Source organism: Candidatus Defluviilinea proxima (assembly GCA_016721115.1).
Lineage (GTDB): Bacteria > Chloroflexota > Anaerolineae > Anaerolineales > Villigracilaceae > Defluviilinea > Defluviilinea proxima.
This window is the reverse complement of sequence record JADKIW010000001.1, coordinates 4899438-4922865: the sequence shown is the minus strand read 5'-3', so window position 1 is coordinate 4922865 and position 23428 is coordinate 4899438. Positions and strand designations below refer to the sequence as shown.

Genomic DNA, 23428 nt, shown 5'->3' with positions numbered 1-23428 from the left:
CAAGAAGGAGGAAACATGTGTTGACGTATATCTTGGCCTCATTATAGATAAAACAAAAGAGCATTTCAAGCTGATTTATTGTCTTGCTTTAGTAATTATGGAAATTCACAACTTCCAATTCTTAGACTATATGTTACGATTAACTATCTGTTGGAGGAGGTCGTATGTCATTGTCTGACTCGAATCAAAATGAACCCAGTAGAATGAAAAAACTCCTGACTGGAGATGAATCTCCATTATCACGTTTGCCGCGCGGCGCAAACAATACCGAACCGAAGAGGGCAGAGAAGCCTGCGTCTGCTCCCAAGTCAAGTGAACCCAAAAAGCCGCTTTTTTCTACAAAGCCCAAGGTTACAAAACCTAAAGCGGAAGCTAAACCCAAGCAACAAGAGACAACAACCGAAACAGGGTACTTCAAAAATAAATTCCTGCCCACTTTCTGGACGATTGCCAGCGTGATCTCGATGCTTGTCAACATTGGTGTGGTGATCGCACTTGTGATTGCCTTGCAACTGTTAGGTGGCACCAAAGCGGCGCTTTCTTTCGCGCAGGGACAAGCCAACGGTTTATTGGGCGGTCTCTACAATAACTTTGTAAAAATGGATGCGGCCAGCATCAAAACGACCATCCCTATTAATCAAACGATCCCAGTGCGTTTTAGTCTGAGCGTGAGCGGCCCCACGGATGTAACTTTGAGTAAGGATGTTGTGATTACCGGCGCATTGGTCACCGTCAACACCGGTGGTTTGAATATCAATAATGCGCGTGCCAATATCGTACTTCCGGCGGGCACCGTTTTACCGGTCACGATCCAAAATCTTGTTGTGCCAGTTGACCAGCAAGTGCCTGTTGTGTTCGATGTGCCAGTTGATATTCCGCTCAAAGCGACAGAATTACATGACCCATTCGTAGGTTTACAAAAAGTGGTCGAACCGTATTATTGTCTCCTTCAGCCAAATACCGTTGTGGATGGCGTTAATGTGTGTGCCACTGCCGCTCCGATCTTTCCCGTAACTCCTTAGGAAACTACCACTTCATGAAAAAATCTTTAACCGTAGAAACATTATCCAATGGTCTGAAAGTCTTTCTGAAAGAGATCCATACTGCGCCGATCATTTCATCATGGCTGTGGTATCGCGTCGGCTCACGCGATGAAGTGCCGGGTCGCACCGGCGTTTCGCATTGGGTCGAACATATGCAATTTAAAGGGACGGAGCAATTCCCTGCGAACATCCTCGATAAGTCTATTTCTCGTGAGGGTGGCTCATGGAATGCCATGACCTATCTCGATTGGACGGCTTACTACGAGACCATGCCCGCCGACAAAATTGACCTTGCCCTGCGCCTCGAAGCCGATCGCATGGTCAACAGCCAATTCAAAGAAGAAGAAGTCACGTCCGAGCGCACTGTCATTATTTCTGAGCGCGAAGGCAGTGAAAACGAACCTCTCTTTCAACTCGGCGAAGCAACCCAGCACGCCGCGTTTCGCATTCATCCTTATCATCACGAGGTTATCGGCGATATGGCCGACCTCCACAGCATGACCCGCGATGATCTTTACGATCATTATCGCGCCTTCTATGTTCCCAATAACGCAGTGATGGCGGTAGCTGGTGATTTCGATACCAAGTCCATGTTGGCGCGCATCAAAGAACTCTTCGAACCGATCCCAATGGGACGTGAACCGGCCCGGTTGGCACGCCATGAACTTCCGCAAAAAGGGGAGTTGCGACTTTCAGTGGAAGGCCCCGGCTCAACATCCTACGTTCAGGCCTGCTACCGTTTCCCGGCCGCATCTCACCCAGACTTTTTCCCACTAGCTGTGCTCGACAGTTTACTCGCTGGCCCAAGCAACCTCAATATGTTCAGTGGTGGCATCTCGAACAAGACGTCCCGCCTTTACCGTGCGCTTGTTGACAAGGAATATGCTGTCGGCGTCCACGGTGGGGCACAAGCGACGATTGACCCATTCCTATATTCAATCACGATGACCATCCACCCCAAGCGCAAACCCGAAGAAGCGCTCGCCGCGTTGGACAAGGAACTCGAAAAGATCAAACAAGAAAAAGTAACCAAGGCAGAGATCGCACGTGCGATCAAACAAGCGCGAGCCATATTTGCCTATGGAAGTGAGAACATCACCAATCAGGCATTCTGGATGGGTTACGCTGAAATGTTCGCGAACTATAAATGGTTTGAAACTTATCTCGATAAATTGTCGGCTGTCACAGTCAAAGATGTTCAGCGCGTGGCGAATGAATATTTTGCCCCTCAAAGCCGTGTCGTAGGGACTTACATCCTATTGGATGGTAACCATGGCTAAACAACATTCTGCTCTGCCCAGTCCTAACGATATTTATCGTGAAGTGTTGCCCAATGGCATCACCGTTGTCACACGTTCAAACTTCAACAGTCCGTCAGTTGTCATTAGCGGTTATTTCGATGCGGGTGCCTTGTTCGATGCAGACGAAAAACTTGGCCTTGCTGACTTTGTAACATCTTCGTTGATGCGTGGCACAAAGAAACATAGCTTCGATGAGATTTACAACATCCTTGAATCAGCTGGAGCAGGGTTGGGATTCAGCACCGGCGTTCACAAGTCAGGTTTTAGTGGACGGTCACTTGTAGAAGATTTACCTTTGCTTCTCAATTTGCTCTCTGAGACGTTGACCCAGCCATCCTTCCCGAAAGTCGAAGTGGAGAAACTGCGTACGCAACTTCTCACAGGTCTTGCGATCAGTGCAGAAGATACTTCAGACATGGCTTCGGCAACTTTCGATAAGATCTTGTACAAAGATCATCCCTACAGCCGCCCGGAAGATGGAACACCGGAGACTGTCAAACGAATCACGCGCGATGATCTGGTGAAATTCCATCGCGAGCATTTCGGTCCGCGTGGGATGGTGATCGCTGTTGTCGGTGCAGTGGAGGCAGAAGAAGCCGTCAGACAAGTCAAACGCGCGTTGGGTGGGTGGCAGGTCAAAGGTCAGAAAGAGGCGCTTGAACTTCCTGATGTGAAACCGATTAAGAAGACGATCAGCAAGCATCACAAGATCGCTGGTAAGTCTCAATCCGATCTTGTAATTGGGACGAATGGCCCAAGACGCAGAGATGCTGACTTTATGCCTGCCTCGTTGGGGAATAATGTGTTGGGGCAGTTCGGCATGATGGGGCGCATCGGCGATGTGGTTCGCGAGAAATCAGGGCTGGCGTATTATGCATATTCAAGTTTGAATGCAGGCATTGGCCCGGGCTCGTGGGAAGTGAGTGCGGGCGTCAGCCCCAAGAATGTGAGCAAAGCCACCGGCTTGATCATAGATGAATTGAAGCGTTTCGTGCAAGAAGGTGTAACTAAGGACGAACTTGCCGACAGTAAGGCAAACTATGTGGGGCGTTTGCCGCTTTCACTCGAGTCGAACGGCGGTGTGGCGGGTGCGTTGCTCAATATTGAGCGTCATAACCTTGGTATGGATTATTACCTTCGCTATGCCGACTTGGTGAATGAAGTGACGTGTGAAGATGTGTTGAACACTGCACGCAAATTCATTGATCCCGATAAGTTGGCGATCGCTGTGGCAGGCCCATAATGATCTTGCGGACTGGTGTTGATCTGATCGAAATCTCCCGTATTGAGGAAGTGGTCCAGCGTCATGGCAGACACTATCTCGAACGGGTTTATACGTCAGCTGAAATAGAGTATTGCGGTAAGCGTGCTGAGTCTTTGGCGGGGCGCTTCGCCGCGAAGGAAGCTGTTGCCAAGGCATTGGGTAGCGGCATCGGTGATGTGACATGGAAAGAGATCGAGATTCTCGGCGATGAACAACATGCGCCGGTGTTGAACTTAAGTGGGGAGGCGGAGAAGAAAGCGAAGGAACTTGGGTTAACAACCTGGTCTGTCAGCATCAGTCATAGCCAGAGTCATTCTGTGGCGGTGGCTGTAGCGCTTGGTTAAAACGAAACCATCCCGGGGGCCAGTTCCACGGGATGGTTTGCAAAGGACAGGACTCGACTCGTGTCCGTTTTGCCAGAAACAATATTTAGTTCTTGTCTTCCACGCCGACCCAAATGTGACCCGGTAAAACCGGTCGATAGGGGCGAACTGTGATCTTTTCATCTTTTGGCTGTCCATCTTTCAACATATTCGGATGAACCAGACACAAGTCTGGGATACGTCCGTATTTTTTGTGATAGTAATCCACAGCTTTTTGGATTTTGATATCCAAAGTTGTTTGTGTATCGTCAAACCATAACATCCCGGTGTGCATAATTACCTCCGATCATTCATCTAAAGTCGGTACCCAAAAACGAAGCCATTGATTGCCTTCACGTAGTGCAAACTCAGAGCCGGGGTTGAGTGATCTCAAGTCTGCTTGCCCAGCGTCCAATTTGCGAATGTGATGGATGTTTTGAACATTTCCCAGAATCAATGTGCGAAAGGCATCAAGCCATTGCGACATACTTCCAAGATGTTGAGAACTCAATGTAATGATAGGCCACACTCGGCGCGATGGTCCGCGCAAGAGTAGCCAGCGCAGATTCTGCAACGCGTCCGCATCCATTTTGGTTGCGGCTTCCAAATCATCTAGTAGAAGCAAAACCGATTGCTTGCTTGATTTATTTCCATGTGCCCACGATGCCAGTGACAAAATAAAATCTTCAGACGCTCGATTGTGGATAGAAAATACTCCAACATTATTTGGAATTTTTTCAAACCCGCTCCATTCATCGGGATGGCTGGTCACTGCTCCGAATTGCAGAGTCTCTGGCTGATGCATTGTCCCTGCCGCATGAGCAATCGCTTGCAGAAGAGCGGTCTTACCAGTTCCAGGGTCACTGACAATGAGTAGGGGGCCAGGGATTGGATCGTGTAAGTTCAACAGAACCGGCAATTCATCCATCGCAACACCGAGGAAGAGAGCCTCATCGGGCATGGGGCCAAAGTCAGCGAGCACCTGGCCCAAGGTTGGCTGGGCAGGTATCGGCTTAGTCTGACGCGTTGTCCCCATTTCAGACTTGAGTTCCGCATATGTTTCCATCATTAAGGCGAAGCGATCATCATCGTCAGTCATTAATTCCTCATTTAGAACATCTGTTCTAAATATACAACTTAATACAATCAATGTCAAGAGGGCGTTTACATCTTTGCAATTGATTTATCATGCTTGACTATCAAAGTGAAACCTGCTAAACTACGACCCGCTCCCTCTGGCGGGAGCAATTTAATTGCTGTTTCACTTCCCCATTAAGTACTGCTTTGGTATAATCGCTCTGCTTAATTGGGTCTGCCGACGTAGCTCAATCGGCAGAGCATCCGCCTTGTAAGCGGAAGGTTACGAGTTCGATTCTCGTCGTCGGCTCTGTGGTTGCCGAGTAAGTTACATCGGTGATCGATCAAAATTCATCATGGGCAGTTACCCAAGTGGCCAAAGGGGACTGACTGTAAATCAGTTGTCAGAAGACTTCGGAGGTTCGAATCCTTCACTGCCCACTACCGGAAAATTTCCGGTCAGCATTTCAAGCCCTCATAGCTCAGTCGGCAGAGCACACCCTTGGTAAGGGTGAGGTCATGGGTTCGAATCTCATTGAGGGCTCAGTTGCTGAAAAAAAGATCTGTGTCTAGTTAAAAGGAGAAAGAGACATGGCGAAGGAAAAATTTGACAGGAGCAAGCCGCACTTGAATGTAGGGACCATGGGACACATCGACCATGGGAAGACGACATTAACGGCTGCGATCACAAAAGTATCAGGGTTGATGGGCAACGCAGAATTTCGTGCCTACGACCAAATCGACAACGCGCCGGAAGAAAAAGCACGCGGTATCACGATCAACATCGCCCACGTGGAATACCAGACGGCCAAGCGCCACTATGCCCACGTCGACATGCCCGGACACCGTGACTACATCAAGAACATGATCACCGGCGCCGCGCAGGTAGATGGTGCCATCTTGGTTGTGGCCGCCGCCGATGGTCCGATGCCCCAAACACGTGAACACGTGTTGTTGGCTCGCCAGGTGGAAGTGCCGAGCATCGTGGTCTTCTTGAACAAAGTGGATCAGATGGACGATCCTGAACTGTTGGAACTGGTGGAACTGGAACTGCGTGAACTGTTGAGCAGCTACGGCTTCCCCGGCGACACCACCCCGATCGTACGTGGTTCAGCCAAGATCGCCTTGGACAGCGCCAGCACTGACCCAAATGCCCCCGAATACGAATGCATCAAAGAACTCCTTCGCGTGGTGGATGAGTACATCCCCGAACCGAAGCGTGAAACAGACAAGCCGTTCATGATGGCCGTAGAAGACGTGTTCTCGATCAAGGGACGCGGAACGGTCGTGACTGGACGTGTGGATCGTGGTATGGCCAAGAAGGGCGACCCGATCGAAATCGTAGGTTTACGCGAGACGAAATCCTCCGTCATCACCGGCGTCGAAATGTTCCACAAGGAACTGGACGAAGCGGTGGCTGGCGACAATGCTGGTATCCTCCTTCGCGGTATCGAGCGTGACGATGTGGAACGTGGACAGGTGTTGGTAAAGCCTGGTAGCGTGACACCGCACAAGAAATTCCTGGCGGAAGTGTACGTGTTGAAGAAGGAAGAGGGTGGTCGCCACAAGGCATTCTTCAGCGGATATCGACCGCAGTTCTACATCCGCACAATGGATGTGACAGGGAACATCGCATTGCCGGAAGGTGTCGAGATGGTGATGCCGGGTGACAATGTGAACCTGACAGTGGAACTGATTGTGCCTGTGGCGTTGGAACAGGGTTCAAAGTTCGCCATCCGTGAAGGCGGTCTGACCGTCGGTGCGGGTGTCGTTACCAAAATCATTGAATAAATAGTAGAAAGTTGGTAAGTTCGTATGGCATCCAAAAAGAAGGACGTTCGACCGGTCATTACGCTACAGTGCAATGATTGCAAGGAACGTAACTACACGACCGAAAAGAATCGTCGCAACGATCCAAATCGTCTTGAGTTCAGCAAGTATTGTCCGCGTTGCAAAAAACATACAATGCATCGCGAAACAAAGTAGTTTGGCGGTTGCCTGGTAAAACAATCTGATGGTCGTCCGTAAAGGGCGGCCATCAGATCACTGACCAAGCATCTGTTTTACAGGCCAGTAGCTCAATTGGTAGAGCACTCGTCTCCAAAACGAGCGGTTGTGGGTTCAAGTCCTGCCTGGCCTGCCTGTATTCGCTAATGCCGCTTTGCGAAAGGCGGCTTTTTAGCGGAAAGCAAGAAACACTAGTGTAAGGAGAGCAATCTTGGCTGAGAAAGCAAAAAGCAAGAAAACCAATCCAGTTCAAGCGTATTTTCGTGAAACGTTTGGTGAACTGCGTAAGGTATCCTGGCCTACCTGGCCTGAAGCTCGTCAGTTGACGCTTCTTGTTATTTTGGTAATGGTTGTCGTTGGTATCATTCTTGGATCCACCGATGCCCTTGCTCATTATTTGTTAGGATTGTTGATCGGTTAGCCGCGGCACTTAAGATATAGAATTTGAGGACGAATGGGCTTACAGGAATCGCCAGACCAATTTGAGCATGAAACCGAAGATTCGGTTGAAGAGTTGAATAGCTCGATCGAATCGCAGGCAACAGCAGCTTCTGATGCGAATGATGCATCGGAGGCAGTTGAGTCTTTAAATGTTCCTGCTGAAGACAATTCGACACCCGCACGAGATACTGTGTCAAAACCGGCTCGGGAGGGGAAATCGGTTTCCAATTCTTCTTTGGATGAGAGTTCTGTACCTGTCTCTGAAGTGGATGGACCTGCCTGGTATGTGATCCACTGTTATTCGGGTTATGAGAATAAAGTGCGTCATAACCTCGAGCAACGCATCGAGACGATGGGCATGAAGGACATGATCTTCGATGTTGTTATTCCTACACAGGAAGAGATCGAAGTCAAAGACGGAAAGCGCCGTTCAGTGGAGCGTCACATCTTCCCGGGATATGTTCTCGTCAACCTCCAGTTGACCGAAGAATCCTGGTATGTGGTCCGCAATACGCCTGGTGTGACAGGGTTTGTAGGAATGGGGAACAACCCCACTCCTTTGCGCCCTGAAGAAGTTTCACAGATCATTAAGCGCATGGAAGCTGATGCGCCAACTATCAAGGTTACGTATAAAGTTGGTGAGCGCGTCCGCATCATTGATGGACCGTTCAACGATTTCCGTGGCGTGGTCTCGGAAATTGACATGGAACGCACCAAGGTACGTGTGAATGTATCGTTCTTTGGGCGTGAAACGCCTGTTGAGTTGGATTTCTTGCAGGTAGAAAAAGCTTAATTAAACAGTAACAGGCTGCGGCTTGGAAGGAAGCGTTTTCCAGTCGCAGTTTGAAACGGTGGGAGGGCGTCCACTATATAAATCGCCCGCTAAAACCACAAGGAGTAAAAATGGCAAAGAAGTTTAAGGCAATTGTTCGTCTCCAGCTCGATGCTGGAAAGGCAAATCCTGCGCCCCCAGTTGGCCCGGCTTTGGCTGGTCATGGTATCAATATCATGGCTTTTTGTAAGGAATACAATGCTCGTACTTCGAGCAAGCCCGGTGAGGTCATTCCTGCCGAGATCACGGTGTATACCGATGGTTCCTTTACGTTCGTTTTGAAGACATCTCCTGCTTCGGTCTTGTTGCGCAAGGCGGCAAAGGTCGAAAAGGGTTCTGGTGTGCCGAACAAAGAGAAGGTCGGTAAGGTGACCCGTGCACAGATCAAGGAAATCGCTGAGTTGAAGATGAAGGACCTGAACGCGATCAACCTTGATGGTGCGATGAAGCAGGTTGAAGGTACAGCCCGTTCAATGGGCATCACAATCGTAGATTAATTTTGTGGGAGGGTCGTTGATACGACCCGCTTGCACCACGGAGGATACAATGGCTAAACACGGAAAAAAATATAACGCCGCTCTTGCTAAAGTGGATCTGGATAAGGAATATTCGGTCCGCGATGCAATTGCTCTTGCAAAAGATACCAGCATTACGAAGTTCGATTCAACTTTAGAAGTTCACATGCGCACAGCACTTGACCCGCGTCAATCTGACCAACAAGTACGCGATGTGGTTGTGCTCCCACACGGTTTGGGCAAGACTGTCCGCGTGTTGGTTTTCGCTCAAGGCGAAGGCGCTGCGGCCGCCCGCTCGGCTGGTGCTGATCTGGTCGCCGATGATGACGAGACTTTGAAGAAAATCGAAGGCGGCTTGCTCGACTTCGATGTTGCGATCGCCACCCCTGATGCAATGGGTAAAGTTGGTCGCTTGGGCCGTGTGCTTGGTCCGCGCGGTCTCATGCCGAACCCGAAAGCTGGCACAGTGGTTGGTGCAGATGATCTGCCCCGTGCGATCAAGGAAGCAAAGGCTGGTCGTGTTGAGTTCCGCTTGGATAAGACCGCGAACATCCACGTAACAGTGGGGAAGGTCTCTTTCAGCGTAGATCAACTTTTGGAAAACTTCTCTGCGTTGATGGACGCTGTTCATAAGGCTCGTCCTTCTGGCGCAAAAGGTGAATACATCAAGCGCATTACGCTCGCCACAACCATGGGACCTGGGATCAAAGTGAACCCCAGCGACACCCACAAACTTGAGGTAACCGGGTAAAATATACCCGTTAATCCTGTCCTGAAAAAATATCAGGATGATATAAAAACCACTTCGCCAATGAAGGCGGGTGTCCCGAAAGGGACTTAATTTCCTGCTCAGGTGAAGACGAAAAGCAATTACATCCCTCCTTGGGATTTGCTAAAAGTCTTTACCTGTAAAGTGGTAAAGACTTTTTTATTGAAAGGAGGTGATACCTTTTGGCAGTTTCAAAGGAACGTAAAGAGGAAGTGCTGGCCACATATGCAGAATGGCTCAAGAAGAGTCAGGCTGTGATTGTTGTGGAGTATACCGGTACAAAGATGAAGGATTTGGATGCTATTCGTGCCAAGATCCGTGAATCCGGCGGTGAGTTCCATGTGTTGAAGAATACGCTCGCCCGCCGCGCTTTTGCTGATAATGGAATGAACTTGCCCAAGGAATTCCTTGTGCAAAGTACGGCTGTTTCGTTTGCCTTTTCAGACCCGGCTTCAACCGCAAAAGCTTTGAGCGAAGCTATGAAAGGCAAGGATGCCATCAAAGTCAAAGGTGGCTTCATGGGCACTCAGGTGTTGAGCTCTGCTCAAGTGAAAGCCCTGGCCGATATGCCGCCGTTGCCTGTTGTCCGCTCTCAGTTGTTGGGTGTGTTGCAGGCTCCTGCTGGTAAACTGGTCCGCACTATTGCCGAACCCGCACGCGGTTTGGCGGCTGTTATCAAGGCTTTCTCAGAGAAGGCCCCCGCCGCGGCGTAATCGGTTGTTATTACGCAACAAAAAATTAAAATCTACCTCAATAGTAATGGAGTTAAGCAATGTCTGAAAAGCTCGATAAAATCGTGGAAGAACTTTCCACACTGTCCGTACTTGATGCGGCTGAATTGGTCAAGAAACTTGAAGAGAAGTGGGGCGTTTCCGCCGCTGCTCCTGTTGCCATGGCTGCCATGCCTGCCGCTGGCGGCGCAGCTGAACCTGTCGAAGAAAAGACTGAGTTCGATGTAGTACTCAAGGATGCTGGCGCCAAGAAGATCGATGTGATCAAGGTCATCCGCCAATTGACTAGCCTCGGCCTCGGCGAAGCCAAGACCATGGCTGAAACCGCTGGTTCCAAGGTTCTTGCCGGTGTCGGCAAGGATGCTGCGAACGATGCCAAGAAGAAACTCGAAGAAGCCGGCGCAGCCGTCGTTCTTGAGTAAGATTCTCTAGTTGCACAAAAAAAGACGGCTCAAACGAGCCGTCTTTTTGATTCACACAATTTACTGATCTATGCCGCGAGAGGTCTATCCATACGACGGATGACCATGACAACTTTACCGTTGATCTCCACTGGATCATTCTTCTTGAGGAAGATCGGTTTCATTGTCGGGTTGGCGGGTTGAAGGCGATAGCGATCTTTTTCTTTGAAGAAATACTTGAGGGTGTATTCATCATTTACGCGGACTGCCACCATCTCGCCGTTTTTTGCTTCTGTAGCGGGTTTCATCACAACGATATCGCCGTCATTGATCATGGCGTCGATCATTGAATCTCCCTTTACTTCAAGCGCATACAGGTCATTTCCCTTTTCCTTGGAGGGGAGCATGCTACGAGCGACATCAACAGCATCATATTCCTTGTCGTTCATATAGTTGACGCCGGGTTCAGGCACGAGCATAAGCGGGCCAGCCGCAATTGGGCCAAGAATTGGAACACGGAGCATATCGCTTGTGACTTGGATGATTTCACGGACTTTGTCCGTTAAACGGACACCCCGCGAAACGCGATTGTCGCGCTCGAGGTATTCCATTTTTTCGAGTTGATCAAGGTAGTAATTGACAACAGATGTTGAAGAAATCTTCACCTTCTCACCGATTTCACGAATCGAGGGAGGGCGTCCGTTTTCCTCTTGATATTCCAAAAGAAACTCGAGAACTTTAATATGTTTCTCGGTAATCCCTTTGCTTTTTCGTACCATCATCATAGCAACCTCCTGCCAAAATACTGACATGCGAAAGCATTATTCGCTCATTTGTGCTATGAATGATACCCGAACGCCTGTTCTGTGTCAAGTCTTGTTTGAGGATTAAATCCAAGTCCGACGGCGCATCCAGAAGTACATACCGATGGGCAGTAAGACAGTAATCGCTAATGTTCCGTAGAAAAATGGGCTTGTTGTCCAAACTTTAAGTGCGCCGGACGGCTCGAAAAAATTCATGCCAAAATAGCCCGTTAGGAAAGTGAGAGGCATAAACAGGACAGTAATAATGGTCAACGTTTTCATAATTTCGTTCATGCGGTTGTTGACCACGGATAGATACATATCCAGTGCGCCGCCTACGAGGTCACGCAGGCTTTCGTTTAGGTCATGTAGACGCACGAGGTGATCGTAAATATCGCGGAAAAAGATGCGGTCTTTTGGGTCGATAACCTGGTAGTCGTCGCGGGCGAGTTTGTTCATGACCTCACGTTGTGGGAGCAGGATCCGCCTCATCGCTAGTAAAACTCGTTTAAGTGCAAACAGCTTTTCGAGAGTCCGAGGCGATGGTTTGTCAAATACTTGATCTTCGATCTGGTCAATGGCTTCGTCAATCTTTTCCACTATGGGCATGTAATCTGTTACCAGTTTGTCGGCGATTTTATAGAGAAGGTGATCGGCACCATCTTGTAAATTACGCATATCACGGTCGCAGGAAGTCCATATTTCATCGATGGCAGTGGTGGGGTAATCGTGATGTGTGATGATGTAATTTGCCCCCAAGAAAACATCGACCTCGTCAATTTCTGCGTCCCAGTCGTTGCTATTTTCTGCCACTTCCATATAGTTGAGAACTATATACAGATAGTCTCCCCAATCATCCAGCTTGGGGACGTGGGTTTCCTGTAACGCATCATCGATTGCCAGTGGGTGAAAGCCAAAACTTTTTAGAATGGGGAGGCAGGTCTCAGGTTTCTCGCTTGTGAAATCCACCCAAAGGAGGCTACGTTTATTTTTAATGAGTTTAGGAAATTCTTGTGGGGGAACGTCTTTGCGGATGGGTTGGCCAGGTGTAAAGTAGAGGGAACGTATCATGGATTCTCCATTTTTGAGAAAAAAGTAGGGAAATTCAAGTATCTAATTCAAATGTTTCAGTAGATCGCGTGCAATTATCAAAAATATCAATCTTTAACTTGACAATTTCAATTATTTGTTTATAATTTTATAAAGATTTACTTTGGTGAAGTAAATTAAGGCAATATTTTGAGGTTTAACCTAGAAATCTATCTTTTATTCTGCTTATCTTACCAGTTATTGATTTACTTGCTGTGTTGATTTTTGTCTCTTTGAGAGCATGTAGATAATCTTTGGAGGCTCCTTATGTACCCTGCACCAACTCATTGTCCTGTATGTAGTTCTGAATTGACGGTTGCTCGTTTGCATTGTTCCTCATGTGATACTGCCATTGAAGGTCGCTTCACAGGTGGACCATTTGCGCATCTGACTTCCGATCACTTGGATTTTATTATGACCTTTGTCCGTTGTGAGGGGAAGATCAACCGCATGGAACAGGAACTTAACCTTTCGTATCCAACGATTCGAAACCGTCTGCATGAGGTGATCCGCACTCTTGGTTTTGAACCAGGCAAAGAAGAAGTTGTTGAAGTTACTGCTGAAAAGCGGAATGCTGTGCTTGAAGAGCTGGAAGCTGGTCGTATTTCTGCCGACGATGCCATGCGTATGTTGCGCGGTGAAGAGGAGTAGGTCATGAGCAGGACACTTTCTGTCGGCAAGACGCCCAAGATCAAGTTGGATGCCATCGGCGGCGATATCAGCGTTGTGGGCTGGGATGGCGAGTTCATTGTGAAGGGTGATGAAGATGATCTGAGCCTCAAGCAAAATGGAGATGTAATTTCCCTGTCTTGTGGTGGGGATTTAGCATTGCGGGTTCCAAAAGGTGCTTCTTTTGAAATTAAGTCAGTCGGTGGTGATGCATCTATTCGTGGCGTAACTGGCGACTTTGAATTGAAGGAAATTAGTGGGGATCTTTCCATTCGTGATGCGGGTTCGTTATCGATCGGCACCATCGGCGCGGACTTGAGCCTGCGAAATACAAAGGGCAATGTGTATATAAAGAATGCGCATGGTGATGTTTCCATCCGTGATGTGGACGGAAATGTATCAATCGATTCTGTTGCCGATGATCTGGCGTTACGCGGTGCACGTGGAAATATCAATGTCAATGTTGGGGAGGATGTGGTTGTGTATCTTGACCCCAAACCGGACGGTGCTTATTCAGTGGTGGCTGGTGACGATATTTTGCTCGTTATGCCGTCAACTGCCAATGCGACGCTTCTTGTTCAGGGTGATGAAATTGAATTTGATTGGCCAGGTATCGAGTCTGAAGAAGATGCAACAGAGCGGACAGTTATCCTGGGTAACGGTTCTGCAAAGATCTCGTTGAGTGCTGGTGGTGATGTGCGCGTCAGTGATCGTGCGGATGCCGGTGAGTTCGCCGAGGAATTTGGGAACTTTGCTGGCTTGAACTTTGACTGGTCTGGTTTTGGGGACCGGATTTCACGTCAGGTGGAGAAGGCGACTGCACAGGCCGCCAAACGTGCAGAAGAAGCGGCCCGCCGTGCGGAACGTCATGCCGGGCGACATGCACGTAAATGGAAGGCAAATGTCAATGTTGGCCGTTGGAATTGGGACATTACCCCGAATGCTGTCACGCCATCGTCACGCACATCTGAGCCGGTTTCGGAAGATGAACGCATGTCGATCTTGAAAATGTTGCAAGAAAAGAAAATCACAGCCGCACAGGCTGAAGAATTGCTTAAGGCACTGGAAGGAGGCGGATAATGTCTTCGGAAGAACGCAAGAAGATCTTGCAGATGGTTGAGGAAGGAAAGATCTCTGCTGGGGAGGCGGCAGAGTTGATGCGCGCCCTCGAAGCGGATCAGGCTGAGGAGGCGGCAAATGTTTTTGATGTTGGAGCAGGTTCCGGTTTCGAAGGAAGCGGAACGTCAGCCCCTGAGTTTGAAAAGGTGAAGGCACGAGCGCTTCACTTTGCAATGATCCCGTTATGGGGTGGTGTCGGCATCGCTGTTTTGAGCGCTTGGGGTATTTATGCGATCCAGCAAAATGCGGGTATGAACTTTTGGTTCTTTTGTTTGATGTTCCCCTTGATGTTGGGCGTCTTGTTGATCGTGCTTGGTTCGGCAGGGCAGGGGTCGAAGTGGTTATATGTAAATGTGGACCGTCCTTATGCCGATGACTGGCCTAAAAATATGACGTTTGGTTTTCCGTTACCTCTGGGTTTGACTTCGTGGTTCTTACGAAGTTTCGGACATAATATTCATGGAATGGAAAAGGTAAACGTGGATGGGATTATTGAAGTGTTGGATGCAACTGGTAAATCAGGCGAGCCGTTCATCGTAAATGTTGATGACGATCAAGACGGTAACCATGTGCAAGTTTATATTGGGTGATGGAGGTGTGTGATGGCAAGCTCTGAAGAACGTATGAAGATATTAAAGATGATCGAAGAAGGTAAACTCAGCGCGGAGGAGGGGACAAAATTACTTGTAGCTTTATCTGAGAAACGTGGACCAACCCCGCCTCGCACGCCGGGGATGCCTGGTACGCCACGCTGGTTGCGGATTCGTGTGACGGATATTCACACCGGTCGCTCGAAGGCTTCAGTGCAGATCCCGCTTGCTTTGGTGGATGCTGGTATGAAGATCGGTGCTCATTTTGCCCCCGAAGTGGAGGGCGTAGATATGATGAATGTAATGGATGCCGTACGCTCCGGCGTAACCGGCAAGATCATTGATGTGACAGACGAAGAGGACGGGGAACACGTGGAAATATATGTGGAGTAAGTACCAAGCAAACATATAGCCTCGTGTAGAAAATGCAACGGCCCTCATCACACGAGGGCCGTTGCATACCAGGGGAGAAGCATACAAAGCGTTTTAAGTGGCATTCACAATATAGGAGTATTGAGATGCAAACCATTGACCATTTTACCCAGTTGTTTAAAACCAAACCGGCTCCTGCCGCTGATATTCGTGAAGTTACTGACCTTGACTCGTCATTGGGCCGGCAGGCGTTGCAGATTTATGAACGATCGTTTCCAGAAATTGAACGCGACCCGGTGGAAAATATTGCAACCAGCCTACGTAATGAAAACCCAGACAAAGAAGTGACGCATTTACGGGTATTGATTGAGGATGATGTTGTTGCTGGTTTTACATATTTTTCAAGCTATAAGGAATACTATCTTGGGTTCCTAAAGTTTATTGCTGTGCGCGAGGATATTCGCGGTAAAGGAGTTGGTCCTATTTTGTTACAGGATGCAATTCAACAGGTCCGCGCGGACGGGGTGTGGGCAACAGGCTGGTCTTATCTTGGGTTGGTATTGGAAGTTGAACGCCCTGAGATGGCAGAAAACGATCAAGATCGACAAATCCGTGAAAGACGTATTCAGTTTTATAAACGCAATGGTGCGGTGTTGATCAAAGATCTAGACTACATCGCGCCGCCACTTGCGGATGATAAACCAAGCATACCGTTTCATTTGATGGTTTTACGGGCAGTTCCAAAATATGGGATGCAGTATTGGTTGCGTCAGAACGCTGTAAAGGCATTACTTGTAGAAGGGTACGGAGAGGAACACGATAGTTGGTTTGTGCAACATGCGCTCAAAGTTCGTCAACGCGCCAAATACCGATAATTATTTTGATTGGAAGCAATAATGGTCAACCAGTAATCTGGCTGACCATTGTTTTTACGAAGTCAGTATAGCGAGCGTGTTGTTTAGGTCAAATCTTCCATCAATTCCATGGGGACAACTGCGGCACCGACAATGCCGGGGCCCGTATGTACACCTAACACGGGTGAGATACGCCTGACCTCCAACTTGGCAACATTGAGCTGTTCCTGGAGTTGGTTTGCGAAGCTTTCGGCTTTTTCAGCAAAGCGACCATGCAATACAGTGACCCAGACCGGGGCATTTCCGTATTTTTGGAAGATGTGATCTGTCATAGCCTTCATGGATTTTCCGATGGTGCGTCCATTGGTGACCGTGCTGTACTTGCCGTCCGTATCCACGCGGATGACGGGCTTGAGATTCAACAAGGCACCAGCTAAAGCCTTAACGCGACCAATACGCCCGCCTCGTGCAAGGTATTCCAAAGTGTCGAGGGTGTAGATCAGTTCAGTCTTCTCGCGGATTTTTTCAAGGCGTTCTTGAATGTTTTGATAAGCCCAGCCTGCCTTCAATGCAAGCGCCGCCGCTAAAACCTGAAAACGTTCGCCGCCTGAGAGGGTGAGTGTGTCCCAGTGTTTTATGTTGGCTTCACCCTTTACCTGCTCGCCGCCATCACGTGCCGAGTTGATGGTGCCGCTCAAGCCAGAGGAAATATGGATCGAAAGGATGTTTTTCTCCACCTGCGAAAGTTTGCGATAGATCTCAGCAAAGATCCCGCTGGAAGGCTGTGCAGTTGTCGGGATCTGTGGACGCATAGCCTCGAGACGATTGTAGAAATCATCTGCAGATATTTCGGTTGAGTCCACTTCACCTTCTGGAAATTGAATGAACAATGGGGCTTGCACGATCCCCAAACTTTCAAGTTCCTCGGCAGACATATCTGATGCACAATCGGTTACGATTTTCATTTTATTTTCCTTTGAGATTTATTTTTTACTTCTTCAACAAACTGTTGACCAACATATTTGTGCTTTCACGCGCGACCTTTTCCCATTTGGCACCTTTGGGGTCGAGCAAACTTTGCAATAGTAGACCCATCGCTGTGGAGACGATCATGCGTGAGGTGAGCTCAGGGTCCACTTCAACAAATGAACCTTCGTCTACGCCTTTTTTGATGAGTGATGTGAAATATTTGTGATAACGCCGGTAAGGGGAAATACTTGCATTCCAGATCTTGTTATCGCGGCTGGCTTGCATCCAGAATTCCAGGAACATAGGTAAGCCATCACCTGCGGTTTCAAAGATATAAGGAAACGCCTCAGACATTTGCATGAAGGTTTCAGGAGCCGTCATATCTTTTGATACTTCGATGGCGTTGTCTATGGCTTTTAACCAGCCATCTAATATGGCAAGGAAAAGTTCCTGTTTACTTTTGAAGTGATGATAGAACGCGCCTTTACTGATTCCCGCCTCTGCGCAAATATCGTCCACGCTGGCTTTGTTATAGCCATTGTTGGAGAACAACTTGATTGCAGCATCCAGAATTTTTGTGCGTGTCTCTTCGCTACGTTGTTGCATAGGCCTTGATTTGCTCTTTATGTTTACTTCGTAGAATAAAACCGACCAGTCGGTATGTTTTTACCCCCGAAAGACTGTACTGTCAATATGATGAAGATTACATTCTTCTAAGAAAAAAGTGAAGGAGCCTGTCTCCTTCACTTTTGTTTGAAACCAGTTGATGCCCACGGTCTACATATTCTAGTGGACTACGGTCTTGCTGTACTCATTCTCTTTTATGCAGGCTTATAGGCTGTGATTTTTGCGCTATAAACAGCTTTGTACACATCTTCGCGTGGATATTCCTTCACATCCAGCTTCATCTCGTCAAGCGCGGAGTCGACTGTTTGCTTATCGAAGAATACTGGCGTGACTGATACATTTGTAAAGCCAACAGCTTCCATCATGCCGATGTAGTCCTTGGCTTCCACGGCGCCGGCTACACATCCTGCCCAAGCGCTCAGGCTTTGTTTCACTGCATCTGGTAATGGACCGTCGGTGACAATATCAGACACAGCAAGTTTGCCACCAGGCTTGAGCACGCGGAATGTTTCGGCGAACACTTTGGATTTATCGGGCGAGAGGTTGATCACGCAGTTCGAGATGATGACATCCACTGTGTTTGAGTCAACGGGCAGGTCTTCGATGAATCCCTGACGGAATTCAACGTTTGTGATGTTCATCCGCTTCGCACTGCCCCGGGCCCGTTCCAGCATCTCGGGAGTCATATCTACGCCGATAACTTTTCCGGTCTCGCCGACTTTCTTTGCGGCGAAGAAGCAGTCGAGGCCAGCGCCCGAGCCGAGATCAAGGACTGTTTGCCCGGGTTGCAGAGATGCGAGTGTGATCGGGTCGCCACAGCCGTAACTGACGGATGATTCTCCTTCGGGAAGGACGGCAAGTAGATCTGTCGGGTAGAGGTTGCTTTCGGTGGAGCAGCAGTCTGAAGGTCCACAACAGGAAGTGTTGCTTTTAATCCGCTCTGCATAATGCTCGCGGACCGTATCATGAATGGGGGTGGGGGATTGAGTCATGGGTTCTCCTTTTGAAATTATAGAAACAGAATGTTATAAGCAAGGCCGATAAAAATGGCTCCGACCCATAACGTGCCAACAACAATGGCAATGACACGCCAACGGGCAATGGTGAGTGCGCCGCCCAACGCGCCGAGGGATGTGCCGGCGCCCGTGATGAGGAAGGCCAGTGCTGCACCCTCGCTCATGCCGCTCTCGAGCATGGCACGGACAAGAGGCAGTGACGCCTCGGTATTGATGTAAAACGGAAGCCCAAGCGTGGCGGCAAGTGGAATACTATAGGCATGGCCAGACCCAAAGAGACCGGTGATCCATGCTGTGGGAATGAGGCCATTGAGCAGGTATCCAATAAATGTAAACCCTAAGAAGAGGGGGAACAACCGTTTGCTGATCGTCCACATCTCTTGCATGAACATTTGTAGGGTGATCGTTGGTTTGGCGGGCTCTGATGAGCATGAGCATTGTGCTGTTGATGCAGATGATTGAACAACAACTGGAAGATCGAGCGGAGCGGGACCGCCCATGATGCCCAATGAGAACGATGCTGATTTTGGCGATGTCATACGTGCCTGATCTTTCAACCAGCCACGAGCTTCAGCAAAGCTGGCAATGAATCCGCCTATCAGGCCAAGCAAGATCGAGGCGACAAAGAACGCAATGGCGAATTTCCAACCGAATAAACCTGCACTGTAAAAGAGTTCTTGTGGGGAAGTGAGCGGTGACGCGACCATGAAAGCAACGATGGGCGCCCATGGGACAGTGGATGCCATCATCCCTAGAATGATCGCTGTTGTACCACATGAGCAGAAAGGTGTGGCAACAGCAACTCCCGTGGACATGAGCACGCTGTTCTTTGTGTTGCGTCGCAAGAAGTTTGCGATGGCATCCTGGTCAACATAAAGTTTTAGCGCGGCGCTGATAACGATGCTGAGTAGAAGCAAATACCAGTTATGTGAAAAGGTCTCGACAACCTTTCCAAGGGTGTATTGGAGTAACGATGTGATGTCCATTCTTTGGTCCTTGATGCAAATCTTTTTATAGACAACTGTCTATGTATTAGATTAAAAAAATATCCTACAGATAATTTCTCTCTGCTCATCACAGTGATGGGCAGAGACTTGATCCATTAACAGCAACCACCGCCGCCGCATTCTTCGCAACCGCAGTTGCTCAGCACGTTCAATTCGTTCATAGCGTTTATCTCCTTTCATATAGATACTTGTCTATCAACCAAGGCAAAAAAAGAGACGGTTATGCGTTGACCACTTTGATAACCGCTTCGGTTGCCTCTTCCTCGGGTGCGAACTTCAACATGATCTGTCCACAGCAAACGGCGATGTTCTCTTGATTGAGAGTATAAAAAGTTTGCTTGCCTTCTTCGCGGATGCTTACCAGATCCGCATCACGTAAGATGGCGAGGTGATGTGAGATAGTGGGTTGCGAGAAGCCGATCTTTTCAACGATCTCGTTGACAGAGAGCTCGCAACAGCAACACGCGCTCATGATCTTCTGACGAGTTTCATCGGCGATGGCTTTGGCGAAGAGGACAGGGTTGAATTTCATCAATGGTTATTATATAGACGTTTGTCTATTTGTCAAGAGGAAATATAGACCTGACGGGTTTTATCATGGAACATGTTAATCGGACTTATTCGTGTTGCGTTATAAGCCGGTTAACCATGGCTCTGCGAAAACCTGTCAGGTCTTTTATATTACGGAATGGCAGTCGGTGTGGCTGTTGAGTCAGGGACAAGGGTCGGTGTGGCAGTTTCCTCGATAGGGGGCAAAGTGGCGACGGGTGTTGGCGTGGCAGTAGCAGGGACGGGGTATCCATCCATGAGGATCTGCCATGCAATATCAAGGTCATCGCTGGCAGCAACGGGGAAATCGGGCAGGTTCTTGATGACTAGGTCAACGCGGAAGATCGCTTCAGTGAGGTCCGTTTGTTTGGCTTCAGGCGCGCTGACTTGCATCTCTGCCAGAACATCGCGCGCAGCTTGCGCATCGGATCGTGCCAAACCGAAATTGCTTTGATAGAGGAACAACCTTGCACGCGAGAGTAACTCCATGGCGCGGATCAAATCTGATTGATAGGTGAGTTCAACGAGTGTCTCGTTGCGCTGTACATCGGCGCCTTCCAGGGTTTGGACGCGCGAATCAAGTTGAGTGATGGAATCGCTTTGGGGTGTTTGATCAGCCTCGAGCGTGGCAAGACGCGTTTGTAAATCCGCAAGTTGGATCTCGCTCTGGCTTTGTCTATAGTCCAGATCATTCAACTGCGATGTGTTCTCTTCTACAGGGCGAACGTATTGGTCGTACACCAACGGTGCGCCAAAATAGACAGCGGCTCCGCATCCGCCGATGACGGCCACAATAATGATCAGCCGCAGAATAGCAAGGATAATGCGCCTCATGACATCGCCGAAAGTTTGCTTCGGCCTCTTATCTTGTTTTGGTTCTTCGACCTTTTCTTCAATCGGTTGAATTGCAACTTCAGGAACCGGGGTGATCGCCAGTTCCTCTTCTTTTGGTTCTTGCGTTTTTTCCTTTTTTGCCATGTGAGCCTCCGTTGGTTTAATTATACTTATTATGTGTCTGGCTCAAATAGAATCATAAGCCCCGATGAATGGACCGGGGCTTATCTGTTTGAATATAGTTGTTCTGATTACGGATCGATCTGCGGACTGACGAAGTAGGTTCCGTATTGATCGCGGACCATGAGCCAGCCAGTTGTGTAATCTTTTGTAGGCTTGATGAGTTTCACAATGACCCATACGCGCCACTTACCGTCCACATACACGGAGTTTGTGTCGTACCACAATACATCCTTGTACAATGCGGAGGAGATGATCTTTCCATCGGGCCCAGTGCGAACGTGCATGCCTTTTTCGTAGAGGATCTTCAGTTTATCCCAACCATTGTTGGAGGGGGGCGGTGTGCTGGGCGGAGGCGTTGGCTTGGGAGGTTTGGATGGTTCAAGGGTAACGCCTGCAGGTAAGTTAATGACCTGCCCGGCGTAGATCAGGCTTGCGTTGCTGATCTGTGGATTGACCGCTAGGAGCGCATTGACGCTGGTCTTGCCGCGAGCCGCGATCTTCCCAAGGGTGTCTCCTGTTTGCACAACATAGGTTCCGCCTGTCTGTGGGTAGGAGGGAGTGGAACCCGTTGGGATGTTGATGACTTGTCCGGTATAGAGCCACCAGCCGAGACCGGGGTTGACCGCGCGGATGGCGTCCACTGTGGTGTTGCAGAGGGCCGCAATACCGCTCAGGGTGTCACCTGCCTGCACAGTGATGTAGGTAGGGCACTGTGACCAGGCCAAGGCGCCGCCTGTTGACGCAAAAGATGTGACAAGAAGTGCTGTAATGACGAGTAGTTGAGTAAGTTTTTTAGTGTTCATTGTTTCCTTTCCATCTGTTAATAAAAGGATACTCAAAATATGTTAATTGTCAACAGGGGTAGGACTATTGTCATACTTTTAAAACATGGGATACTTTTGGCTACTGTTTCGTCTGCGCTTCGAGCCATGTTTGAATGGCGTTCTGTACAAGTTGAGGCTCTTTCATAATGAGAAAATGGTCGCTGTCTATTTCAACGTAGGTACCGAGTTTCCCAAGCTCTTCTGCGATCTGGCGTGCTTCTGTAACGGGCATTCTTTCGTCTTGAGTCCCTTGGATGAGCAGGATGGGGATGCCCAAGCTACGGAGGCCCGGGGCGTCGGTCATGCCGTCGATGAGGATCAGGCCGCTGAGGCCATCTTCAGCTCCCAGCTTGGATGCGAGGCGACTGATCCCAAATCCGCCGTTGGAAAAGCCGCCGAGATAAATCGTTTGAATCCCTTGTTCCCTAAGATATTGAAACGTGGACCGCAGAATGGTTTCGCCCTCTGGATACCACCATTTACCCTGCCATTCTGCTGAGGGACAGGTTGTCACTGCTCCGAAGCGATCCACGGCGTGAGCAATTTCCCAACACTGCGCGGTGACATTGCCCATGAAGCCGTGCAGAAAGATAACACCGACATCAGGGTGGCGATTTACTTTTGGTTCGATAACCACTGCATCAAAAGCTGACGGTCTCTGAAGAGTGAGATAGGTATTGATAATAGGGGAGGGAACAATTCCATGTGCTTGCCGCAGATCAATATAATCTTGATAGAGTGCCTCGGTGATGTTCTCATGTTCCTTTGCTGATGAGCCGCCGATAAAATGAAACAGCGTTTCACCGAAGATGAGGCTATCTTGTTCATCAAGAACATAACTTAACCAACGTGTTCCTTTCTCCTGTGGCAGAGTGACCATGCGCAGGTTGGATTTGGAATTTAGTTCTCCGAGGGCGATCCGCGTGACCACGATCAATGCAAGTGCAAGCAAACCAATCACGATCAAGGAACGATACTTTGGGACCCAGGGTGCCAGGATGAGCCCAGCGATTGCGATGGAGATTGCGAGCAAATAGCCGATCCCTGAAATGGTGATCGGGATGGGAAATGTAATGGCGATCACTGCAAGGATTGGCAAAGCAAGGAAGATGCCCGATAAGCAAAGTACATACTTGAAGTTCATGGATTTAATTATATTCAGATGTACATAAAGTCGGCC

Annotated in this window: 29 protein-coding genes and 4 tRNA genes; 21 read left to right on the top strand and 12 right to left on the bottom strand. The window is 48.9% G+C overall.

Features of this window, described 5'->3' with window-relative positions; genetic code table 11:
* The first annotated feature begins 203 nt into the window (after positions 1–203).
* Genes IPP66_22960 through acpS form a run of 4 tightly spaced genes read left to right on the top strand, consistent with a single transcriptional unit; the run spans position 204 to position 3952 of the window.
* Complete coding sequence (locus tag IPP66_22960; protein ID MBK9928138.1) at positions 204–1022, top strand: hypothetical protein; 819 nt, start codon at positions 204–206, stop codon at positions 1020–1022.
* Between the two features lie 14 nt (positions 1023–1036).
* Positions 1037–2323, top strand: a complete 1287-nt coding sequence (locus tag IPP66_22955) for an insulinase family protein (GenBank protein MBK9928137.1) — start codon at positions 1037–1039, stop codon at positions 2321–2323.
* Positions 2316–3587, top strand: a complete 1272-nt coding sequence (locus IPP66_22950; GenBank protein ID MBK9928136.1) for an insulinase family protein — start codon at positions 2316–2318, stop codon at positions 3585–3587. The genes IPP66_22955 and IPP66_22950 overlap by 8 nt, the downstream gene beginning before the upstream one ends.
* 2 nt (positions 3588–3589) lie before the next feature.
* A complete protein-coding gene (gene acpS, locus IPP66_22945; GenBank protein ID MBK9928135.1) occupies positions 3590–3952 on the top strand; it encodes a holo-ACP synthase in 363 nt (120 codons plus the stop codon).
* 85 nt (positions 3953–4037) lie between these two features.
* Here acpS and IPP66_22940 read toward each other — a convergent pair whose 3' ends face one another.
* Positions 4038–4265: a hypothetical protein gene (locus IPP66_22940; GenBank protein MBK9928134.1), complete on the bottom strand. Its 228-nt coding sequence runs from the start codon at positions 4263–4265 to the stop codon at positions 4038–4040.
* Between the two features lie 12 nt (positions 4266–4277).
* Positions 4278–5069, bottom strand: coding sequence for a hypothetical protein (locus tag IPP66_22935; GenBank protein ID MBK9928133.1), 792 nt, complete (start codon positions 5067–5069; stop codon positions 4278–4280).
* A gap of 215 nt (positions 5070–5284) precedes the next feature.
* Here IPP66_22935 and IPP66_22930 point away from each other — a divergent pair.
* From IPP66_22930 to rplL, 12 genes are all read left to right on the top strand, one after another.
* Positions 5285–5357, top strand: a tRNA-Thr gene (locus IPP66_22930).
* A 48-nt stretch (positions 5358–5405) separates the two neighbouring features.
* A tRNA-Tyr gene (locus tag IPP66_22925) sits at positions 5406–5488 on the top strand.
* Between the two features lie 30 nt (positions 5489–5518).
* A tRNA-Thr gene (locus tag IPP66_22920) sits at positions 5519–5591 on the top strand.
* A gap of 47 nt (positions 5592–5638) precedes the next feature.
* Positions 5639–6838 carry an elongation factor Tu gene (gene tuf / locus IPP66_22915; protein ID MBK9928132.1) on the top strand — a complete coding sequence of 400 codons (1200 nt, stop codon included), beginning with the start codon at positions 5639–5641 and terminating at the stop codon, positions 6836–6838.
* Positions 6839–6862: 24 nt separating this feature from the next.
* The gene (rpmG, locus tag IPP66_22910; GenBank protein ID MBK9928131.1) at positions 6863–7033 is read left to right on the top strand and encodes a 50S ribosomal protein L33; all 171 of its coding nucleotides are present in this window, start codon (positions 6863–6865) and stop codon (positions 7031–7033) included.
* Between the two features lie 81 nt (positions 7034–7114).
* Positions 7115–7187 (top strand) — tRNA-Trp (locus tag IPP66_22905).
* 78 nt (positions 7188–7265) lie between these two features.
* Positions 7266–7475, top strand: a complete 210-nt coding sequence (gene secE / locus IPP66_22900; protein MBK9928130.1) for a preprotein translocase subunit SecE — start codon at positions 7266–7268, stop codon at positions 7473–7475.
* A gap of 255 nt (positions 7476–7730) precedes the next feature.
* Complete coding sequence (nusG, locus tag IPP66_22895; GenBank protein ID MBK9928129.1) at positions 7731–8288, top strand: transcription termination/antitermination protein NusG; 558 nt, start codon at positions 7731–7733, stop codon at positions 8286–8288.
* Between the two features lie 110 nt (positions 8289–8398).
* A complete protein-coding gene (gene rplK, locus IPP66_22890) occupies positions 8399–8824 on the top strand; it encodes a 50S ribosomal protein L11 (protein ID MBK9928128.1) in 426 nt (141 codons plus the stop codon).
* 49 nt (positions 8825–8873) lie between these two features.
* Positions 8874–9593 (top strand): 50S ribosomal protein L1, encoded by a 720-nt coding sequence (locus tag IPP66_22885; GenBank protein MBK9928127.1) that lies wholly within the window; start codon positions 8874–8876, stop codon positions 9591–9593.
* A 200-nt stretch (positions 9594–9793) separates the two neighbouring features.
* Positions 9794–10324 (top strand): 50S ribosomal protein L10, encoded by a 531-nt coding sequence (locus tag IPP66_22880; GenBank protein ID MBK9928126.1) that lies wholly within the window; start codon positions 9794–9796, stop codon positions 10322–10324.
* A gap of 59 nt (positions 10325–10383) precedes the next feature.
* Positions 10384–10764, top strand: a complete 381-nt coding sequence (gene rplL, locus IPP66_22875) for a 50S ribosomal protein L7/L12 (protein MBK9928125.1) — start codon at positions 10384–10386, stop codon at positions 10762–10764.
* 68 nt (positions 10765–10832) lie between these two features.
* On the opposite strand, the gene lexA is transcribed toward rplL, so the two are convergent.
* Both lexA and corA read right to left on the bottom strand, forming a co-directional pair.
* The gene (gene lexA / locus IPP66_22870) at positions 10833–11528 is read right to left on the bottom strand and encodes a repressor LexA (GenBank protein ID MBK9928124.1); all 696 of its coding nucleotides are present in this window, start codon (positions 11526–11528) and stop codon (positions 10833–10835) included.
* 102 nt (positions 11529–11630) lie between these two features.
* Entirely contained in the window at positions 11631–12617 is a 987-nt protein-coding gene (gene corA / locus IPP66_22865; GenBank protein MBK9928123.1) for a magnesium/cobalt transporter CorA, read from the bottom strand.
* 285 nt (positions 12618–12902) lie between these two features.
* On the opposite strand from corA, the gene IPP66_22860 reads away from it, so the two are divergent.
* The 5 genes from IPP66_22860 to IPP66_22840 all read left to right on the top strand — a co-directional run bounded on the left by IPP66_22860 (position 12903) and on the right by IPP66_22840 (position 16260).
* The gene (locus IPP66_22860; GenBank protein ID MBK9928122.1) at positions 12903–13286 is read left to right on the top strand and encodes a DUF2089 domain-containing protein; all 384 of its coding nucleotides are present in this window, start codon (positions 12903–12905) and stop codon (positions 13284–13286) included.
* 3 nt (positions 13287–13289) lie between these two features.
* Entirely contained in the window at positions 13290–14384 is a 1095-nt protein-coding gene (locus IPP66_22855) for a hypothetical protein (protein MBK9928121.1), read from the top strand.
* Positions 14384–15013 carry a hypothetical protein gene (locus IPP66_22850; GenBank protein MBK9928120.1) on the top strand — a complete coding sequence of 210 codons (630 nt, stop codon included), beginning with the start codon at positions 14384–14386 and terminating at the stop codon, positions 15011–15013. The genes IPP66_22855 and IPP66_22850 overlap by 1 nt, the downstream gene beginning before the upstream one ends.
* A 12-nt stretch (positions 15014–15025) precedes the next feature.
* Positions 15026–15406 (top strand): hypothetical protein, encoded by a 381-nt coding sequence (locus IPP66_22845; GenBank protein MBK9928119.1) that lies wholly within the window; start codon positions 15026–15028, stop codon positions 15404–15406.
* A 125-nt stretch (positions 15407–15531) separates the two neighbouring features.
* A complete protein-coding gene (locus IPP66_22840) occupies positions 15532–16260 on the top strand; it encodes a GNAT family N-acetyltransferase (GenBank protein ID MBK9928118.1) in 729 nt (242 codons plus the stop codon).
* A gap of 83 nt (positions 16261–16343) precedes the next feature.
* On the opposite strand, the gene IPP66_22835 is transcribed toward IPP66_22840, so the two are convergent.
* The 8 genes from IPP66_22835 to IPP66_22800 form a co-directional block, all read right to left on the bottom strand.
* Positions 16344–17204, bottom strand: coding sequence for a DegV family protein (locus IPP66_22835; GenBank protein MBK9928117.1), 861 nt, complete (start codon positions 17202–17204; stop codon positions 16344–16346).
* 25 nt (positions 17205–17229) lie between these two features.
* Positions 17230–17814, bottom strand: a complete 585-nt coding sequence (locus tag IPP66_22830) for a TetR/AcrR family transcriptional regulator (GenBank protein MBK9928116.1) — start codon at positions 17812–17814, stop codon at positions 17230–17232.
* Between the two features lie 215 nt (positions 17815–18029).
* On the bottom strand, positions 18030–18827 hold the full coding sequence (gene arsM / locus IPP66_22825) for an arsenite methyltransferase (protein MBK9928115.1): 798 nt from the start codon (positions 18825–18827) through the stop codon (positions 18030–18032).
* A gap of 17 nt (positions 18828–18844) precedes the next feature.
* A complete protein-coding gene (locus IPP66_22820) occupies positions 18845–19837 on the bottom strand; it encodes a permease (GenBank protein MBK9928114.1) in 993 nt (330 codons plus the stop codon).
* Between the two features lie 241 nt (positions 19838–20078).
* On the bottom strand, positions 20079–20390 hold the full coding sequence (locus IPP66_22815) for a winged helix-turn-helix transcriptional regulator (protein ID MBK9928113.1): 312 nt from the start codon (positions 20388–20390) through the stop codon (positions 20079–20081).
* A gap of 149 nt (positions 20391–20539) precedes the next feature.
* Positions 20540–21385: a hypothetical protein gene (locus IPP66_22810; protein MBK9928112.1), complete on the bottom strand. Its 846-nt coding sequence runs from the start codon at positions 21383–21385 to the stop codon at positions 20540–20542.
* 107 nt (positions 21386–21492) lie between these two features.
* Positions 21493–22227: a LysM peptidoglycan-binding domain-containing protein gene (locus IPP66_22805; protein MBK9928111.1), complete on the bottom strand. Its 735-nt coding sequence runs from the start codon at positions 22225–22227 to the stop codon at positions 21493–21495.
* 100 nt (positions 22228–22327) lie between these two features.
* Positions 22328–23392: a hypothetical protein gene (locus IPP66_22800; protein ID MBK9928110.1), complete on the bottom strand. Its 1065-nt coding sequence runs from the start codon at positions 23390–23392 to the stop codon at positions 22328–22330.
* Positions 23393–23428 lie beyond the last annotated feature (36 nt).

What these genes read in the sequence shown, in the direction of transcription:
- IPP66_22960 (MBK9928138.1), top strand. Translation starts at nt 204, where the DNA reads ATGAAAAAACTCCTGACTGGAGATGAATCTCCATTATCACGTTTGCCG.
- IPP66_22955 (MBK9928137.1), top strand. Translation starts at nt 1,037, where the DNA reads ATGAAAAAATCTTTAACCGTAGAAACATTATCCAATGGTCTGAAAGTC.
- IPP66_22950 (MBK9928136.1), top strand. Translation starts at nt 2,316, where the DNA reads ATGGCTAAACAACATTCTGCTCTGCCCAGTCCTAACGATATTTATCGT.
- IPP66_22940 (MBK9928134.1), bottom strand. Translation starts at nt 4,265, where the DNA reads ATGCACACCGGGATGTTATGGTTTGACGATACACAAACAACTTTGGAT.
- IPP66_22935 (MBK9928133.1), bottom strand. Translation starts at nt 5,069, where the DNA reads ATGACTGACGATGATGATCGCTTCGCCTTAATGATGGAAACATATGCG.
- tuf (MBK9928132.1), top strand. Translation starts at nt 5,639, where the DNA reads ATGGCGAAGGAAAAATTTGACAGGAGCAAGCCGCACTTGAATGTAGGG.
- rpmG (MBK9928131.1), top strand. Translation starts at nt 6,863, where the DNA reads ATGGCATCCAAAAAGAAGGACGTTCGACCGGTCATTACGCTACAGTGC.
- rplK (MBK9928128.1), top strand. Translation starts at nt 8,399, where the DNA reads ATGGCAAAGAAGTTTAAGGCAATTGTTCGTCTCCAGCTCGATGCTGGA.
- IPP66_22885 (MBK9928127.1), top strand. Translation starts at nt 8,874, where the DNA reads ATGGCTAAACACGGAAAAAAATATAACGCCGCTCTTGCTAAAGTGGAT.
- rplL (MBK9928125.1), top strand. Translation starts at nt 10,384, where the DNA reads ATGTCTGAAAAGCTCGATAAAATCGTGGAAGAACTTTCCACACTGTCC.
- lexA (MBK9928124.1), bottom strand. Translation starts at nt 11,528, where the DNA reads ATGATGATGGTACGAAAAAGCAAAGGGATTACCGAGAAACATATTAAA.
- corA (MBK9928123.1), bottom strand. Translation starts at nt 12,617, where the DNA reads ATGATACGTTCCCTCTACTTTACACCTGGCCAACCCATCCGCAAAGAC.
- IPP66_22860 (MBK9928122.1), top strand. Translation starts at nt 12,903, where the DNA reads ATGTACCCTGCACCAACTCATTGTCCTGTATGTAGTTCTGAATTGACG.
- IPP66_22855 (MBK9928121.1), top strand. Translation starts at nt 13,290, where the DNA reads ATGAGCAGGACACTTTCTGTCGGCAAGACGCCCAAGATCAAGTTGGAT.
- IPP66_22850 (MBK9928120.1), top strand. Translation starts at nt 14,384, where the DNA reads ATGTCTTCGGAAGAACGCAAGAAGATCTTGCAGATGGTTGAGGAAGGA.
- IPP66_22845 (MBK9928119.1), top strand. Translation starts at nt 15,026, where the DNA reads ATGGCAAGCTCTGAAGAACGTATGAAGATATTAAAGATGATCGAAGAA.
- IPP66_22840 (MBK9928118.1), top strand. Translation starts at nt 15,532, where the DNA reads ATGCAAACCATTGACCATTTTACCCAGTTGTTTAAAACCAAACCGGCT.
- IPP66_22835 (MBK9928117.1), bottom strand. Translation starts at nt 17,204, where the DNA reads ATGAAAATCGTAACCGATTGTGCATCAGATATGTCTGCCGAGGAACTT.
- IPP66_22830 (MBK9928116.1), bottom strand. Translation starts at nt 17,814, where the DNA reads ATGCAACAACGTAGCGAAGAGACACGCACAAAAATTCTGGATGCTGCA.
- arsM (MBK9928115.1), bottom strand. Translation starts at nt 18,827, where the DNA reads ATGACTCAATCCCCCACCCCCATTCATGATACGGTCCGCGAGCATTAT.
- IPP66_22820 (MBK9928114.1), bottom strand. Translation starts at nt 19,837, where the DNA reads ATGGACATCACATCGTTACTCCAATACACCCTTGGAAAGGTTGTCGAG.
- IPP66_22815 (MBK9928113.1), bottom strand. Translation starts at nt 20,390, where the DNA reads ATGAAATTCAACCCTGTCCTCTTCGCCAAAGCCATCGCCGATGAAACT.
- IPP66_22810 (MBK9928112.1), bottom strand. Translation starts at nt 21,385, where the DNA reads ATGGCAAAAAAGGAAAAAACGCAAGAACCAAAAGAAGAGGAACTGGCG.
- IPP66_22805 (MBK9928111.1), bottom strand. Translation starts at nt 22,227, where the DNA reads ATGAACACTAAAAAACTTACTCAACTACTCGTCATTACAGCACTTCTT.
- IPP66_22800 (MBK9928110.1), bottom strand. Translation starts at nt 23,392, where the DNA reads ATGAACTTCAAGTATGTACTTTGCTTATCGGGCATCTTCCTTGCTTTG.